General features: G+C 63.1%; 14 protein-coding genes. 8 read left to right on the top strand and 6 right to left on the bottom strand.

The annotated features are described in order from the left end of the window. The first annotated feature begins 87 nt into the window (after positions 1-87). Both SMAL_RS02605 and SMAL_RS02600 read left to right on the top strand, forming a co-directional pair. Complete coding sequence (locus SMAL_RS02605) at positions 88-1,434, top strand: phosphohexomutase domain-containing protein (RefSeq protein ID WP_012509986.1); 1,347 nt, start codon at positions 88-90, stop codon at positions 1,432-1,434. Between the two features lie 11 nt (positions 1,435-1,445). Continuing rightward, positions 1,446-2,849 carry a mannose-1-phosphate guanylyltransferase/mannose-6-phosphate isomerase gene (locus SMAL_RS02600; RefSeq protein WP_012509985.1) on the top strand — a complete coding sequence of 468 codons (1,404 nt, stop codon included), beginning with the start codon at positions 1,446-1,448 and terminating at the stop codon, positions 2,847-2,849. Between the two features lie 92 nt (positions 2,850-2,941). On the opposite strand, the gene glmS is transcribed toward SMAL_RS02600, so the two are convergent. The 5 genes from glmS to rfbB form a co-directional block, all read right to left on the bottom strand. Continuing rightward, positions 2,942-4,780 (bottom strand): glutamine--fructose-6-phosphate transaminase (isomerizing), encoded by a 1,839-nt coding sequence (gene glmS / locus SMAL_RS02595; RefSeq protein ID WP_012509984.1) that lies wholly within the window; start codon positions 4,778-4,780, stop codon positions 2,942-2,944. A gap of 118 nt (positions 4,781-4,898) precedes the next feature. After that, positions 4,899-5,837: a dTDP-4-dehydrorhamnose reductase gene (rfbD, locus tag SMAL_RS02590; protein WP_012509983.1), complete on the bottom strand. Its 939-nt coding sequence runs from the start codon at positions 5,835-5,837 to the stop codon at positions 4,899-4,901. Next, the gene (gene rfbC / locus SMAL_RS02585) at positions 5,834-6,391 is read right to left on the bottom strand and encodes a dTDP-4-dehydrorhamnose 3,5-epimerase (protein ID WP_012509982.1); all 558 of its coding nucleotides are present in this window, start codon (positions 6,389-6,391) and stop codon (positions 5,834-5,836) included. Before rfbC ends, rfbD begins: the two co-directional genes overlap by 4 nt. Then, positions 6,388-7,275, bottom strand: coding sequence for a glucose-1-phosphate thymidylyltransferase RfbA (rfbA, locus tag SMAL_RS02580; RefSeq protein WP_012509981.1), 888 nt, complete (start codon positions 7,273-7,275; stop codon positions 6,388-6,390). The genes rfbC and rfbA overlap by 4 nt, the downstream gene beginning before the upstream one ends. Positions 7,276-7,289: 14 nt before the next feature. Further along, positions 7,290-8,345 (bottom strand): dTDP-glucose 4,6-dehydratase, encoded by a 1,056-nt coding sequence (gene rfbB / locus SMAL_RS02575; protein WP_012509980.1) that lies wholly within the window; start codon positions 8,343-8,345, stop codon positions 7,290-7,292. A 285-nt stretch (positions 8,346-8,630) separates the two neighbouring features. On the opposite strand from rfbB, the gene SMAL_RS02570 reads away from it, so the two are divergent. The 6 genes from SMAL_RS02570 to SMAL_RS02545 all read left to right on the top strand — a co-directional run bounded on the left by SMAL_RS02570 (position 8,631) and on the right by SMAL_RS02545 (position 14,595). After that, positions 8,631-9,377: an electron transfer flavoprotein subunit beta/FixA family protein gene (locus tag SMAL_RS02570; RefSeq protein WP_012509979.1), complete on the top strand. Its 747-nt coding sequence runs from the start codon at positions 8,631-8,633 to the stop codon at positions 9,375-9,377. Then, positions 9,377-10,315 carry an electron transfer flavoprotein subunit alpha/FixB family protein gene (locus SMAL_RS02565; RefSeq protein WP_012509978.1) on the top strand — a complete coding sequence of 313 codons (939 nt, stop codon included), beginning with the start codon at positions 9,377-9,379 and terminating at the stop codon, positions 10,313-10,315. The genes SMAL_RS02570 and SMAL_RS02565 overlap by 1 nt, the downstream gene beginning before the upstream one ends. A gap of 419 nt (positions 10,316-10,734) precedes the next feature. Further along, a complete protein-coding gene (locus SMAL_RS02560; protein WP_041864470.1) occupies positions 10,735-12,126 on the top strand; it encodes a UbiA family prenyltransferase in 1,392 nt (463 codons plus the stop codon). Beyond that, the gene (locus tag SMAL_RS02555; protein WP_012509976.1) at positions 12,123-13,436 is read left to right on the top strand and encodes an FAD-binding oxidoreductase; all 1,314 of its coding nucleotides are present in this window, start codon (positions 12,123-12,125) and stop codon (positions 13,434-13,436) included. The genes SMAL_RS02560 and SMAL_RS02555 overlap by 4 nt, the downstream gene beginning before the upstream one ends. Before the next feature lie 2 nt (positions 13,437-13,438). Further along, on the top strand, positions 13,439-14,170 hold the full coding sequence (locus SMAL_RS02550) for an SDR family oxidoreductase (RefSeq protein ID WP_012509975.1): 732 nt from the start codon (positions 13,439-13,441) through the stop codon (positions 14,168-14,170). Then, positions 14,167-14,595 carry a GtrA family protein gene (locus tag SMAL_RS02545; RefSeq protein ID WP_012509974.1) on the top strand — a complete coding sequence of 143 codons (429 nt, stop codon included), beginning with the start codon at positions 14,167-14,169 and terminating at the stop codon, positions 14,593-14,595. The genes SMAL_RS02550 and SMAL_RS02545 overlap by 4 nt, the downstream gene beginning before the upstream one ends. Before the next feature lie 360 nt (positions 14,596-14,955). Here the strand turns inward: SMAL_RS02545 and SMAL_RS02540 are convergent, their stop codons facing one another. Next, a complete protein-coding gene (locus SMAL_RS02540) occupies positions 14,956-16,554 on the bottom strand; it encodes a DUF8728 domain-containing protein (RefSeq protein ID WP_012509973.1) in 1,599 nt (532 codons plus the stop codon). Positions 16,555-16,566 lie beyond the last annotated feature (12 nt).

Raw genomic sequence — 16,566 nt, 5'->3', positions numbered from 1 at the left:
CGGCACAGGGGGATCCGCCCCCGGCTCACCCGCCGTTTGCAGACCCTCCCGCTATAATCGGGATTCTCTTCCTGATGGACTGGTTTGATGCCCCTGCCCGCCTTCAAGGCCTACGATATCCGTGGCCGCGTGCCCGAGGAACTGAACGAAGACCTGGCCCGCCGCATCGGCGTCGCCCTGGCCGCGCAGCTCGCTCCCGGCCCGGTGGTGCTTGGCCATGATGTGCGTCTGACCAGCGCAGGCTTGCAGGACGCGTTGGCGGCCGGCCTGCGCGGCACCGGCCGCGAGGTGATCGACATCGGCCTCTGCGGTACCGAGGAAGTCTATTTCCAGACCGACCACCTGGGTGCGGCCGGCGGCGTGATGGTCACCGCCAGCCACAACCCGATGGATTACAACGGCATGAAGCTGGTCAAGGAGAACGCGCGGCCGATCAGCTCGGATACCGGCCTGTTCGCGATTTCCGATGCGGTCGCCGGCGACACCTCCGAGGCCCAGCCGCCTCGCGCGGGCCAAGTCGCCCAGCATGACAAGAGTGCCTATATCCAGCACCTGCTCAGCTATGTCGATACCAGCAGGCTCAAGCCGCTGAAGCTGGTGGTCAATGCCGGCAACGGCGGTGCTGGTGCCATCGTCGACCTGCTGGCACCGCACCTGCCGTTCGAGTTCATCCGCATCTGCCATGAACCCGATGGCAGCTTCCCCAACGGTATTCCCAACCCGCTGCTGCCGGAAAACCGCGCCGCCACCGCCGATGCGGTGCGCGAACACGGCGCAGACTTCGGCATTGCCTGGGACGGTGACTTCGACCGCTGCTTCTTCTTCGATCATTCCGGCCGCTTCATCGAGGGCTACTACCTGGTCGGCCTGCTGGCCAAGGCGATCCTGGCGCGCAATCCGGGCGGCAAGATCGTGCATGATCCACGCTTGGTCTGGAACACCGTGGACATGGTCGAGCAGGCCGGTGGCGTGCCCGTTCAGTGCAAGAGTGGCCACGCCTTCATCAAGGAAAAGATGCGTGCCGAAGATGCGGTGTACGGCGGCGAGATGAGCGCCCACCATTACTTCCGCGAGTTCGCCTATGCCGACTCCGGGATGATCCCGTGGCTGCTGATCGCGCAGCTGGTTTCCGAAAGTGGTCGTTCGCTGGCCGACTGGGTTGAAGACCGCATGGCCGCCTATCCCTGCAGCGGCGAGATCAATTTCAAGGTGGACGATGCCAAGGCCGCCGTCGCGCGCGTGATGGAGCACTTCGCGGCGCAGTCGCCCGCGCTGGACCACACCGACGGCATCAGCGCCGATTTCGGCGACTGGCGCTTCAACCTGCGCAGTTCCAACACCGAACCACTGCTGCGCCTGAACGTCGAAGCGCGCGGTGACGCTGCGTTGATGCAGGCGCGCACCGACGAAATTTCCCGTCTGATCCAGCAGTAACCGAGGCCCGCATGAGCAGCATCCAGCCCGTCATTCTCTCCGGCGGATCCGGCACCCGCCTCTGGCCGCTTTCGCGCGAAGCGTATCCGAAGCAGTTCCTGCCGCTGGCGGGCGAGCTGACCATGCTGCAGGCCACCTGGCAACGCGTCGCCCCGCTGGCGGCGCATGGCCCGCTGGTGATCGCCAACGAAGAACACCGTTTCGTCGCTGCCGAGCAGCTGCAGCAGGTCGGCGCCGAACCGGCCGCGATCATCCTCGAGCCGGTGGGCCGCAATACTGCACCGGCCATTGCCGTGGCCGCGCTGGAAGCCACCCGTGACGGTGCCGACGCACTGCTGCTGGTGCTGCCTTCTGACCATGTGATCACCAACGAAGCTGCCTTCCGCAGTGCAGTGCAGGCCGCGGCCAGTGCCGCCGACGCTGGGAAGCTGGTGACCTTCGGCATCGTACCGACCGGCCCGGAAACCGGTTATGGCTACATCAAAGCCGCTGATGGACAGGGTGTGCGTGCGGTCGAGCGTTTCGTCGAGAAGCCCGACCTGGAGACCGCCACCGGCTACGTGAGCAGCGGTCAGTACTACTGGAACAGCGGCATGTTCCTGTTCAAGGCGTCGCGCTACCTGCAGGAGCTGGAACGCTTCCAGCCGGAAATGCTGGCCAGCAGCCGCCAGGCCTGGCAGCAGGCCCGACGCGATGCCGACTTCACCCGCCTGGACAAGGATGCGTTCACCGCCGTGCCCTCGGACTCGATCGACTACGCGGTGATGGAAAAGACCGCCGATGCGGTGGTGATTCCGCTGGATGCCGGCTGGAACGACGTCGGTTCGTGGACCGCGCTGCGCGATGTCTCGCAGCAGGACGGTGATGGCAACGCCCACCAGGGTGACGTGATCGCCATCGATTGCCGCAACACCTACGCCTATGCGCAGCGTCTGGTGGCACTGGTCGGCCTGGATGACGTGATCGTGGTCGAGACCGATGACGCGGTGCTGGTCGGCAAGGCCGACCGCATGCAGGAAGTCAAGACGGTGGTGGCGAAGCTGAAGGCCGAAGGCCGCAGCGAAGCCACCTGGCACCGCAAGGTCTACCGCCCCTGGGGTGCCTACGACTCGATCGATAATGGTGAGCGCTTCCAGGTCAAGCGGATCACGGTCAAGCCCGGTGGCACGCTCAGCCTGCAGATGCATCATCACCGCGCCGAGCACTGGATCGTGGTCAGCGGCACGGCTGAAGTGACCCGCGGCAGCGAGGTGATCCTGCTCAGCGAAAACCAGAGCACCTATATTCCGCTGGGCGTGACCCATCGCCTGCGCAACCCGGGCAAGCTGCCGCTGGAACTGATCGAGGTGCAGTCGGGCAGCTACCTGGGCGAGGATGACATCGTGCGGTTCGAGGATACCTACGGGCGGAGTTGATGTCCCTGTTGCCCGGCTAGCGGGCGCCTGCAACCGCATTCCCCAAGCTTGAGGGAAACCAGAGCCAGCGCGGCTCTGGACTCCATCTCTTCTCACTCCACCGTCACGCTCTTGGCCAGGTTGCGCGGCTTGTCCACGTCGGTGCCACGCGCCAGTGCGGTGTGATATGCCAGCAACTGCACCGGGATGGTGTGCACGATCGGGCTGAGCACGCCGGCATGGCGCGGCGTGCGGATCACATGCACGCCCTCGGACTCGTTGAAGTTGCTGTCCTGGTCGGCAAACACAAACAGTTCGCCGCCACGGGCGCGCACTTCCTGCATGTTCGACTTCACCTTTTCCAGCAGGCTGTCGTTGGGCGCGATCACCACCACCGGCATGTCCTCGTCCACCAGCGCCAGCGGGCCATGCTTCAGCTCACCCGCCGGATAGGCCTCGGCGTGGATATAGGAGATTTCCTTGAGCTTGAGCGCGCCTTCCAGCGCGATCGGGTAATGCAGGCCACGGCCCAGGAACAGCGCACTGCTCTTGCGCGCGAAACGCTCGGCCCAGGCAGCGATCTGCGGCTCCATGTTCAGCGCGTGCTGCACGCTGCCCGGCAGGAAGCGCAACTGCTCCAGGTAGTCCGCTTCCTGCGCCGCGTCGATGCGGCCATGCAGCTTGCCCAGCACTACGGTCAGCTGGAACAGCGCGGCCAGCTGGGTGGTGAAGGCCTTGGTCGAGGCCACGCCGATCTCGGCGCCGGCGCGGGTGTAGCAGACCAGTTCGCTGGCGCGCGGGATCGCACTCTCCGGCACGTTGCAGATCGACAGCGTGTGCTTGTGGCCCAGCGACTTGGCGTACTTCAGCGCCTCCATCGTATCCAGCGTTTCGCCGGACTGGGAAATGGTGACGATCAGGTGCTTCGGGTTCGCATAGGCGGCGCGGTAGCGGTACTCGCTGGCAATCTCCACGCTGCACGGCAGGCCGGCAATGGCTTCGATCCAGTAGCGCGCGGTCAGGCCGGAGTAATAGCTGGTACCGCAGGCGATGATCTGCACGCCTTCGATGCCCGACAGTACGGCTTCGGCATTCTTGCCGAACAGTTCGGCCGGGAAACCACCGGCGTCGATCGCTGCCTCGATGGTGTCGCCCAGCGCGCGCGGCTGCTCGTGGATTTCCTTCTGCATGAAGTGGCGGTACGGGCCCAGCTCCAGCGACGCCAGCGACACGTCGGACAGGTGCACGTCACGCTCGACCGGCTGGTCATGCTCATCGAAGATGCGCACGCCGTCGCGGCGGATTTCGGCGGTGTCGCCCTCTTCCAGGAAGATCACCTTGCGGGTGGCCGACAGCACCGCCGAAACGTCGGACGCGACGAAGTTCTCACCCTCGCCCAGACCGATCAGCAGCGGGCAGCCCATCCGCGCGCACACGAAGCGTTCCGGCTCGGCGCGGCTGACCACGGCCAGCGCGTAGGCGCCGGTCAATTCCTTCACGGTGCGCTGCAGCGCCACCAGCAGGTCATCGCCGTCCTTCAGGTGATGGTGGATCAGGTGCGCGATGACTTCGGTATCGGTCTGCGACTCGAAGCTGTAGCCCTGCGCACGCAGCTTCTCGCGCTGCTCTTCGTGGTTCTCGATGATGCCGTTGTGCACCAGCGCCACGCCGTGGCTGATGTGCGGATGCGCATTGGCCTCGGTGACACCGCCATGGGTCGCCCAGCGGGTGTGGCCGATGCCCAGCACTGCATTGAAGCCCTCGGCCTCGGCCGCAGTGGCCATTTCCGAAACGCGACCGGTGCGGCGCACGCGGCGTACATCCCGGCGCTCACCCTGGTCGATCACCGCGATACCGGAGGAATCGTAACCACGGTACTCAAGCCGCTTCAGGCCTTCGATCAGCACCGGCACTACGTCGCGATCAGCGATCGCACCTACGATTCCACACATGTCAGGCGTTTCCTTGAAGACGATCGGCGCATTCTAGCCTGCGCGTCCGGCGTCGCCCTCCTGTCCGCTTAATGAAAGTGTCCGGAAAGGTGTCTGCACTGCCGGCGGGGAAACCAGTCTAGTTCGTCCAGGAGGCCCTGCCCCCAGCGGACTCATCCCGCAAGCGTTTGATTTCATTCATCACAATGGCAAGTCCCTCATGCCAATCCGGGAGAGCAGTGCCCAAGTCCTGCTGCAGCTTGCGGTTGTCCAACACCGACCAGGCCGGACGCTTGGCCGGGGTCGGATACTCGGAACTGGGAATCGCCTCGACCGCCGGCACTTTGGCCAACACGCCGGTGGCCAACGCCTCGGCGAAGATCGCCTCGGCGAACCCATACCAACTGGTCTGGCCGCTGGCTGTCAGGTGCCAGGTACCAGACAGCTGGCCCGGATGCTGCAGCGCCTGCGCGGTGACATCGGCGATCAGCGCGGCGGGAGTGGGCGTACCGATCTGGTCGGCCACCACCCGCAACGCATCGCGCTCGGCGCCCACACGCAGCATGGTGCGCAGGAAGTTCGCGCCATGCGAGGCATACACCCATGCCGTGCGGAAGATCAGATGGCGTCCTCCCGCAGCCCGTACGGCGTCCTCGCCATCACGCTTGCTGATGCCATAGACACCCAGCGGTGCGGTCGGCTCGTCCTCACGGTACGGTGCCGTGCCCTGGCCATCGAACACATAGTCGGTGGAGTAATGCACGAACGGCACATCATGCGCCGCACACCAACGCGCGATCACGCCCGGTGCCTCTGCGTTGACCGCAAAGGCCGCGTCGACTTCCCGTTCGGCACGGTCGACGGCGGTGTAAGCCGCCGCATTGACTACGACCGATGGCTGAAGCCGGTCGAGCAAGGCCGGCAGGCTGTCCGGCTGGTCGAAATCGGCGGTTTCGCAGACGCTGCCATCGGGCAGGATGCCGCTGCGGGTGGTCGTGACCACCTTGCCCAGCGGCACCAGCGCGCGCAGCAGTTCCTGGCCGACCTGGCCGTTGCCGCCGAGTACCAGAACGGTCATGGCACGTAGACCGGCAGGCGGTCTTCAGCGATGTCCTTCAGGAAGGGAGCACTCTCATCCTTGGCCGACAGCGTCGGTGCACTGATCGGCCAGTCCACGGCGATGTCCGCATCGTTCCAGCGCACGCCGGCATCGAAGTCCTTGAGGTACACCTCGGTGCACAGGTAACTGAACACCGCGCGTTCGGACAGCACCGCAAAGCCGTGCGCGAAGCCATCCGGAATCCAGAACTGCTTCTTGTTCTCGGCGCTCAGCACTACCGCTTCCCACTGGCCGAAGGTCGGCGAGCCACGGCGGATATCTACAGCGACATCATAGACCTCCCCTTCCAGCACGCTCACCAACTTGCCCTGCGGGCGCGGCCACTGATAATGCAGGCCGCGCAGCACTCCCTGCGCCGAGGTGGAAACATTGCTCTGTGCGAAGCGATGCGGGAGGCCCAGCGCGGCGAAGCGCTCGGCATTCCAGGTTTCGAAGAAGTAACCACGGGCATCACCAAACACGGCCGGCTCGATCACTACGCAGCCGGGCAACCTGGTTTCAATCACTTTCACGGAACGACTCCACGCAGCGCGAGCTTGTGCAGGTACCGGCCGTAGCCATTCTTGATCAGCGGTGCAGCCAGTGCTTCCAGCTGCTCGGCGGTGATCCAGCCCTGGCCGAACGCGATTTCTTCCGGACAGCAGACCTGCAGGCCCTGACGGGTCTGGATGGTCTCGATGAAGTTGGAGGCTTCCAACAGCGACTGATGGGTGCCGGTATCAAGCCAGGCATAGCCACGACCGAGCGCTTCCAGGTGCAGATTGCCTTCCTGCAGATAGCGCTTGTTGAGGTCGGTGATCTCCAATTCGCCACGCGGCGAGGGCTTCAGGTCGACGGCGTAATTGCTGGCGTTGCCGTCGTAGAAGTACAGGCCAGTGACCGCGTAGTTCGAACGCGGGTTTTCCGGCTTTTCGACCAGATCGATCACCTTGCCGCTCTTGTCGAACTCGGCCACGCCGTAGCGCTCAGGATCGTTGACCCAGTAGCCAAACACTGTGGCGCCCTGATCGCGCGCGTCCGCGCGCCTCAGCATTTCACGCAGGCCATGGCCGTGAAAGATGTTGTCACCCAGCACCAGGCAGCTCGGCTTGCCGGCCACGAAATCACGGCCGATCAGGTAGGCCTGGGCCAGGCCATCGGGGCTTGGCTGCACCGCGTACTGAATGTCCATGCCCCACTGTGAACCGTCACCCAGCAGCTGCTGGAACAGGACCTGCTCGTGCGGGGTGTTGATGATCAGCACTTCACGGATGCCCGCCAGCATCAGCACGCTGAGCGGGTAGTAGATCATCGGCTTGTCGTATACCGGCAGCAGCTGCTTGCTAACGCCTTTGGTGATCGGATACAGCCGGGTGCCGGAGCCGCCGGCGAGAATGATTCCCTTGCGCTGGGTCATGAGGTCTCCTGGGTTCAGCCCGCGGTGCCGATGCGCTGCAGACGGTAGCTGCCGTCGAGCACGCCGTTGACCCATTCCTGGTTGTCGAGGTACCAGTCGACGGTGAAGGTGATGCCCTGCTCGAAGGTGTAGGCCGGTTCCCAGCCCAGGTCGTTCTTCAGCTTCGACGCATCGATCGCGTAGCGGCGGTCGTGGCCGGGGCGATCGGCCACGTAGGTGATCTGGCTGCTGCGCGGCTGGCCATCCTCACGCGGGCGGCGCGCATCGAGCAGCGCACAGATCGCCTGCACCACTTCGATGTTCTGCTTTTCCGAGTTGCCGCCGACGTTGTAGGTCTCGCCGACCTGGCCCTTGGCCAGCACGGTGCGGATCGCTTCGCAGTGGTCGGACACGAACAGCCAGTCGCGCACCTGCTTGCCATCGCCGTAGACAGGCAGCGGCTCGCCAGCCAGCGCCTTGGCGATCACCAGCGGAATTAGCTTCTCGGGGAAGTGGTACGGGCCGTAATTGTTGGAGCAGTTGGTGGTCAGCACCGGCAGCCCGTAGGTGTGGTGGAAGGCGCGGACCAAGTGGTCCGAAGCCGCCTTCGACGCCGAGTACGGCGAATTCGGGGCATACGGCGTGGTTTCGCTGAACTTGCCGGTCTCGCCCAGGGTGCCGTACACCTCGTCGGTGGACACGTGCAGGAAGCGGAAGTCCGCACCCTGCTCGGCCGGCAGCGCCTTCCAGTAGTCACGGACCGCTTCCAGCAGGCCCAGGGTACCCACCACGTTGGTCTGGATGAAGGCGCCCGGAACGTCGATGGAGCGATCCACGTGGCTCTCGGCGGCGAAGTTGAGCACCGCGTCCGGCCGGTGCTCGGCCAGCAGGCGGGTGACCAGTTCGCGGTCACCGATGTCGCCTTGGACGAACAGGTGGTTCGGGTTGCCATCAAGGCTGGACAGGGTCTTCAGGTTGCCGGCGTAGGTCAGCACATCAAGGTTGATGACCTTGACGCCGCGCGCGACGGCTTCAAGAACGAAGTTACCGCCAATGAATCCGGCGCCGCCGGTGACAAGCCATGTGGGCACTACCTGTTCTCCTGATCGATCTATCGAAGTTCGGCGATATGAGAACCGTCCGATTCAGCCATACAGAATACATGGAGGGCCCCTGCCAACTGTCTGCCGAGCATGAACAAGGGACCCGGCGCGATGGGCTTTGCCGCGCTGCAGCAAAACCATACGCATTCGCATGGTCACCCCAAGCCAGCTAGAATCGGGGTCCCACCCCCGAACCGGTTGCTGTTGCAGGACCGGGCGTTCTCCGCAACTGTGAGCCGGCCAGCGGCCGGCACTACAAGGATCGAGCAGCAGATGAAAATCCTCGTCGCGTACAAGCGCGTGGTGGACTACAACGTCCGCATTCAGGTCAAGCCGGACGGTTCCGGCGTGGTCACCGACGGCGTCAAGCTGTCCCCCAACCCCTTCGATGAAATCGCCTTGGAAGAAGCCCTGCGCCTGCGCGACAAGGGCATCGCCAGCGAAGTCGTGGTTGCCACCATCGCGCCGGCCGACGCCCAGGCGCACCTGCGCAACGGCCTGGCCATGGGCGCCAACCGTGCCATCCACGTCGTCACCGACCAGGCCATCCAGCCGCTGACCGCCTCGCGCACCCTGCTCAAGCTGATCGAGAAGGAACAGCCGGACCTGGTGATCCTCGGCAAGCAGGCCATCGACGACGACGCCAACCAGACCGGCCAGATGCTGGCCACGCTGTGGGGCCGCCCGCAGGCGACCTTCGCCAGCAAGCTCGAGATCGCCGACGGCAAGGCCACGGTCACCCGTGAAGTCGATGCTGGCCTGGAAACACTGGAAGTCGATCTGCCGGCCGTGGTCACCACCGACCTGCGCCTGAACGAGCCGCGCTTCATCAAGCTGCCGGACATCATGAAGGCCAAGGCCAAGCCGCTGGAGACCCTGCAGCTGGCCGACCTCGGCGTTGAAGCCGCCGACACCTTCAAGACCACCCAGTACGCCGCGCCGTCCAAGCGCAGCAAGGGTGTGATGGTCAAGGACGCGGCCGAACTGGTTGCCGCACTCAAGCAGAAGGGGTTGCTGTAATGAGCAGGATTCTCGTCATCGCCGAACACCACGACGGCAAGCTCAACGCCGCCACCGCCAAAACCGTCAGCGCCGCCACCGCCATCGCAGGTGCCAGCATCGACGTGCTGGTGCTGGCCGCCGACCCGGCCGCCGTTGCCGCCGAGGCCGCGAAGATCGCTGGCGTCGCCAAGGTCCTGACCGTGGCCAACGCTGCCAATGCGCAGGCCATCGCCCAGGTGCTGGCGCCGCAGATCGCGCAGCTGGCCAAGGGTTACACCCACTTGTTCGGCCCGTCGACCACCTTCGGCAAGGACCTGATGCCGTGCGTGGCCGCCTTGCTTGGCGTCAACCAGGTCTCCGACCTGATGAGCGTTGAAGGCAGCCACACCTTCAAGCGTCCGATCTACGCCGGCAACGCGATCATCACCGTGGAAGCCCCGGCCGACCAGATCGTGGTCGCCACCGTGCGTGCCGCCTCGTGGCCGGAAGCCGCCCAAGGCGGCAGCGCCGCCATCGAAGCGGCCAACGTCGATGCTGCCCTGCCGACCCACACCCGCTTCGTCGGCCTGGCCGCCGGTGCCAGCGACCGTCCGGACCTGCAGAGCGCCAAGCGTGTGGTCTCCGGTGGTCGTGGTGTCGGTTCGGAAGAGAACTTCAAGGTCATCTTCCAGCTGGCCGACAAGCTCGGTGCCGCCGTCGGTGCTTCGCGTGCCGCAGTTGATGCCGGCTATGTGCCCAGCGACCTGCAGGTTGGCCAGACCGGCAAGATCATCGCGCCGGAACTGTATGTGGCGGTCGGCATCAGTGGTGCGATCCAGCACCTGACCGGCATCAAGGATGCCGGCACGATCGTGGCGATCAACAAGGACGGCGACGCGCCGATCTTCGAGATCGCCGACATCGGCCTGGCGGGGGATCTGTTTGCGATCCTGCCGGAGCTGGAAAAGGCGCTGTAAGCCTCACTCCCGGCAAGTACGCTATCAACTACCGGGGGACCAGACCCACCCAATGGCAGCCCGGCGCGTAACCGGGTTGCCGGGGCACCTGTCTGGATCAGATACTCCGTTCCTGCACAGCCGACCGGCGGCCCCTCCCGCTCCTCCTGGCGCAGGATCACGGATAATTGCCTATCGTTCGGACGGATGAGCCCGACGACTGGGCTGGACGACTGGGCTGAACGCCCCCCATAAAGCACATGAGCGGCAGCCGGCGTACCGCGAGCCTCGCGCCTGAATATCGATAGCGATTACCGAGGTTGCCATCATCTATCATTCGCCTCGTCACCGGTAACCATGAAAGGCATGAAAATGCGACAAAACAATGCGGCTACGAACCGGGGCTTTCCTCTGTGACGGCTTCCAATCGACCGCTTTGCGTGGATCTTGATGGAACCCTACTGCGTTCCGACATCCTCTACGAGTCCTTGTTGGCGCTGTTGGCGCACAATCCACTGTATGTCTTCCTGGTTCCCTTCTGGCTGTTGAAAGGCAAGGCGTATGTGAAGCGCCAACTGGCCTCGCGCGTGCAATTGCCCGCAGCAATTTTGCCTTATGACGAGCGGGTCCTGGAAATTCTACGCACCACCACGCAACGGCCGCGCGTACTGTGTACGGCGTCGGACCGGCTGTTGGTCCAACCCATTGCCGACCATCTGGACCTGTTCGAAGAGGTCATGGCCAGCGATGGGTACACCAACCTGTCCGGCACCAACAAAGGGCAGGCATTGGCGGAGCGCTTCGGTGAACGCGGCTTCGACTATATGGGTAACGGCCAGGTCGACCTGAAGGTCTGGGCGCACGCCGGAGGAGCCATTGTTGTCAACAATGGCAACGGGCTGGTCCGCGCGGCAAGCACGCGGACGGAAGTCCTGGCCCACCTGCCGTCTCAGAGCGGAGGCCTGCTCACCTGGATCAAGGCCCTTCGCGTCTATCAGTGGCTGAAGAACCTGCTGGTGCTGGTGCCCTTGCTGACTGCCCACCGCTTCTTCGACATCGGCTCGGTCGTCGATGCCGGGGTGGCCTTCCTGGCATTCGGCCTGTGCGCGTCAGGCGTCTACCTGCTCAACGACCTGCTGGACTTGACTCCCGATCGTATGCATCCGCGCAAGCGCCGGAGGCCATTTGCCGCCGGGACGCTGCCATTGCTGCACGGGCTGCTGGCAGCCCCGCTGATCACGCTGGCCGGATTCGCACTCGCCCTGGCCTGCAGCCCAGCCTTCGCCGGCGTGTTGCTGTGCTATTACGTAATGACATTGAGCTACTCCCTCAAGCTCAAGCGCATTGTGATGATTGACGTCGTAATGCTGGCGGCGCTGTACACCGTGCGTATCATTGGCGGCGCAGTGGCAATCAGCTCTGAACTCTCGTTCTGGCTGTTGGCTTTCTCGATGTTCGTGTTCCTCAGCCTGGCCATGCTCAAGCGCTATACGGAACTGGCTTCGGCGCTGGCCAGTGGCAAGGAAGTGGCCATCGGCCGTGGCTACTCTGTGGCCGACCTGCCGTTGGTGCAATCATTGGGAGCCGCCGCAGGTTACATTGGCGTGCTGGTATTCGCGCTGTACATCAACAGCCCCGAAAGCCTGGAGCTATACACCAGCCCGAAACTGCTATGGCTCCTTTGTCCGATCCTGTTGTACTGGATCAGCCGCATGTGGATCGTCTCTCACCGTGGCGACATGCATGACGATCCCATCGTATTCGCTGCGACAGACCGTAGTAGTCAAATCGTGATCGGCTTGTGCCTCCTCATCGTCCTGATCGCAATATGAGTGCACCGGCCGGCCAATCCTGGGGGCGCTATCCGCGAGTCAATCAGCGGATAGTGCCGGTTTTCGACCGCGACGTTCCGCTGCCATTGCCTGTCGATGGGGGCTCGGTGCTGCCTCACGGCAATGGCCGCAGTTATGGCGACAGTTGCCTGAATCCGGATGCCACCCTGCTCACCAGCCACGGACTGGACCGATTCATCGATTTTGATCCCGCTACCGGCATCGTGCGCTGCGAATCCGGCGTAACCTTGGCCTCCATACTGGATATTGCACTGCCACGTGGCTGGTTCCTGCCCGTAACACCGGGCACACGCTACGCCACCGTTGGCGGCGCCATTGGCAATGACGTGCACGGCAAGAACCACCATCGCGCCGGGACCTTCTGCCATCATGTGCTGCGCTTGGAACTGCTACGCAGCGATGGTTCGCGCCAGCAACTCACGGCAGCTGACAGTAGTGGACTATTCGCGGCCACCGCAGGGGGATTAGGTCTGACCGGATTCATTACCTGGGCCGAACTGCAGCTTCGCCGGGTACCCGGCCCATGGATCGAAACCGAGTCGATCCGATTCGGCAATCTTGATGAATTCTTCGAGCTTTCCCGGGATTCTGCAGCAGGCTATGAGTACACGGTGGCCTGGATCGACTGCCTTGCCAAAGGGCGCAACCTCGGCCGTGGCCATTTCCTTCGCGGCGACCACGCACCCGGCGACGCTCAAGCGGCCACGCCCAGTTCGGCCCCACGACGCAGCATGCCGTTGGTCCCCCCGGTCTCGTTGGTCAACGGCCTTACTCTGCGTCCATTCAACACGCTGTACTACTGGCGGCAGCCCGCGCATCGGGCACGCCATGTATCGCATTACCAGAGCTATTTTTATCCATTGGACGGCATCAACCACTGGAACCGCATGTACGGACCGCGAGGCTTCCTGCAGCACCAGTGCGTGTTGCCGCCTGCGCACGCTCGCGATGCGACAGCAGCCTTGCTGGCTGAAATCGCCCGCAGCGGTCGCGGCTCGTTCTTGGCTGTTCTCAAGGAGTTTGGCGACATCCCGTCGCCGGGGATGCTTTCATTCCCGCGTCCAGGCACAACCCTGGCCCTCGATTTCCCCAATGACGGCCCGGGCCTGCTTACGATGCTGGAGCGCCTCGATCGCATCGTCAGCGACGCCGGTGGCGCGGTGTATCCGGCCAAGGACGCACGCATGTCCGGCGCGCTGTTCCGCCAGGCCTATCCGGCCTGGGAGCAATTCTCCCATTTCATCGACCCTCGATTCTCATCCGGCTTCTGGCGTCGGGTGATGGAGTAACCATGCAGAAGATCCTGATCATCGGCGCGACATCGGCCATCGCCGAGGCGGTAGCACGCCAATACGCCGGACGTGCCGCGGCGCTCTATCTGGTCGGCCGTAGCGCCGGGAAGCTTGATGCCATTGCCGCCGACCTACGCGTGCGCGGCGCGCAGCGTGTGGAGACCGGGGTTCTGGACGTGAACCATGTGGCCGCACACGGTGGACTGCTGGACAACGCATGGGCAGCGTTTGGGGGCATCGATACCGTTCTAATCGCCCACGGCACTCTGCCGGACCAGGCCGCCTGCGATGCCTCTGTAGACCTGTCACTACACGAGTTCGCCACAAATGCCACCGCGACGATCGCTCTTGCCGCTGCACTTGCACAGCGTCTACAGCATGGCGCTACTCTGGCCGTGATCTCCTCGGTAGCGGGCGATCGCGGTCGCGCCAGCAACTACCTGTACGGCAGTGCAAAAGCCGCCGTTACCACCTATCTAAGCGGGCTTGGCCAGCGCCTGCACGCGAGCGGCGTCAATGTATTGGCCATCAAGCCTGGATTCGTCGATACACCAATGACAGCCGCGTTCAAGAAGGGAGCACTCTGGGCGACACCGGAACAGGTGGCCAACGGGATTCTCAAGGCAATTGGAAAGCGCAAATCCGTGGCTTACCTGCCTGGCTTCTGGTGGGCGGTAATGATGATCATCAAGAATATCCCAGAATTCATTTTCCGCAGGATCAAGCTTTGAGCAGATCACGTTTGATCTTTGCCTACTCGAGCTTTGCGGCCGCCTCCATTCTGGTCAACATCGGCACCCAGGCCTTGGCTGTCCTTCTGTATCAGGGACCATATTCGGTGCCGGCGTCTGTCGTGCTTGGAACTGCAACAGGCCTGTTGTGCAAGTACTTCCTCGACAAGCACTTCATCTTCGGCCATAGCTCAGAGAGCGCCTCCCAAGAAGCAAAGACATTCACCCTTTATGTAGTTATGGGGCTGGCGACGACGCTGATTTTCTGGGGGACCGAAGCTGCCTTCCACTTCATTTTCGAAGAAGACGCCATGAGGTATGTCGGAGGAATCATTGGCCTGAGCATCGGCTACGCGGTGAAGTACAGGCTTGATTCGCACTTTGTCTTCAAGAAGACGGCGGTGCCAGGCCGCCGTCACGACTGAGAGCGCCGGACGCCGGCTGACACGTTGCCGGCGATGCAGCCCGCCGCATGGGAGGAATATCCCACCCATGCGGCACAGTAGGCCGGAGAGTAGCTGGAGCGCCCAGCCTGCCGTTGTCCTGCGCAATCATTGATCATGCATCTGCCCCTCCCTCTACCGCTCGCGACTGGCCCCGTCATGCTTGAAGGGACGCCCCAGCGGAGGCAGTGGCAAGGGCGTCGATCCCTGCGCCGACAGACGACCTAGGTACCGCGAGCAACTAGTGTCCCCATCGAGCAGAACGTCGTCCCTGGAGGCGCAGCGGAAGCTGTGCCTCCGCTGCCCTGCAGCCGCCGGACGCCAACCGGGCGCGGGTATCCGCTACTTGTTGCGGCTACGGTAGAGGACGAGGAATGAATACTCTCCGAAGTAGCCGGGAGCGGGCGTTCCGTAGTGCTCCACGGCCTCATAGTTGGAATCAAACCAGAGTCGATCCGCATCATTCGAGAAGAGAGGCGCGTTCGGGCAACTGCGCGGAGGCGTCAGCATCACGTTCCGGTCCATCTCGAACTGCCTCTTGATGACGAATTGTGGCTGCAACTCCTTGAGTGCAGAAACGAAATACGCGCAGCCGTACTTCTGTGCCAGCGGCTGTGTTTCATCATCCACCAGCCCGACTTCGTCGAAGATGCGCGCATTGTTGAAATAACCCTGCCAGCCAGCAGCCTCCATCCAGACCGAGCGAGCATGCCAGCGCTCGTTCAGTTCCTTGGACAAGCGGCCACGGAAACCCGCGTCCTGGGTAATCCAACCGACGATCTCCGTGCGCTGGGTTGCAAGTCGGTGCCCCATCAACCAGCTCGTAGACAACAGCACGATTGTGACGCCCAGCACGGCTGCGCCTACATTGCCACGCAGTGCTGAGAAGCAGCAATTGATTCCTCGACTGATGAGAACGCCATACTGGACCAGCGCGAAGGAAAGCCAGAAAGTTACATACCATTCCCACAGAGAAGGAATGAACAGGACGAAACACGAATATCCTGCGACGAACGCGGGGTACACGCCTCGAACCCACGGCATCTGCTTGCGATCACCTTGCAGGAAATCGAGGATGCCGATGATTGCAGAAGCGAAAATGCCCACCAGCAGAAGCACCGTCACCCCACCACCAAGACCGATGAATGAGTCCAGATAGATGATCCGCTGCACGAAGAAATCAAGATTGTACGGTGGACTGGGATTGCCAAAGTATGCCTTCGCCTGCACTGTGCCCACGATGTAAGCGCCGGATACGAGCTTCAGCATCAACGGGAATGCCACTGCGCCTGCCAGATAGCCGACTGAGACCCGGATACGGCTCGACTTGTCCGACATCAGCAGTGCATAGAAGAGGACTGCAGGAATCAGAATGAGTGCAATTTCCGGCCGGTTCCATGACAGGAAGCCAACCAGTGTTGCGAGCAGACCATCCCGCGTGCCCACAGATCGGACAGCCAGCAGGCCAATAACGCCAACACATACGAGCATGAACGGCCCTTCAAGCCCCAGATAGAGGAAGCGCAGGGGCCAGAAGAACAGGACGCTCAGGAGCGCCATGGCAGCAACCGACACAGTGCGAGTCCGCGAAGGCGTGGCCATTGCAAAGGCGATAGCCGCTGCCAGCAGCGCAAACCCGCAGAAATAGTAGTGCGCCACCAACACGTCGAGGGACGGACTTGCCAAGTAGAATGGCTTGATGGCAAGGAACGAGAAGATCCAGAAAAGCGGATTTGTCGCGCCGAGTGCCGATTCACCGCGGTTGTATACGAATCCGCTGCCCTCGAGCATGTTGCGCAGATGACGCAGTCCGATCATCGCGTCTTCCTGCATGCCAACGTGCAGCAACTCCCGCATCAGAAGCACGCCAGGCAGGAGCACCAGAACCAGGCCGACTCCCAGCAGGGTCAATCTGAGCAATGGCGCTGTGGGCGTCGCCATCAGCGCTCTGAC

This window comes from Stenotrophomonas maltophilia R551-3, from assembly GCF_000020665.1.
In the GTDB taxonomy this organism is placed as follows: domain Bacteria; phylum Pseudomonadota; class Gammaproteobacteria; order Xanthomonadales; family Xanthomonadaceae; genus Stenotrophomonas; species Stenotrophomonas maltophilia_L.
The sequence above is the reverse complement of the archived record's forward strand: the minus strand, read 5'-3'. Positions and strand labels throughout refer to the sequence as shown.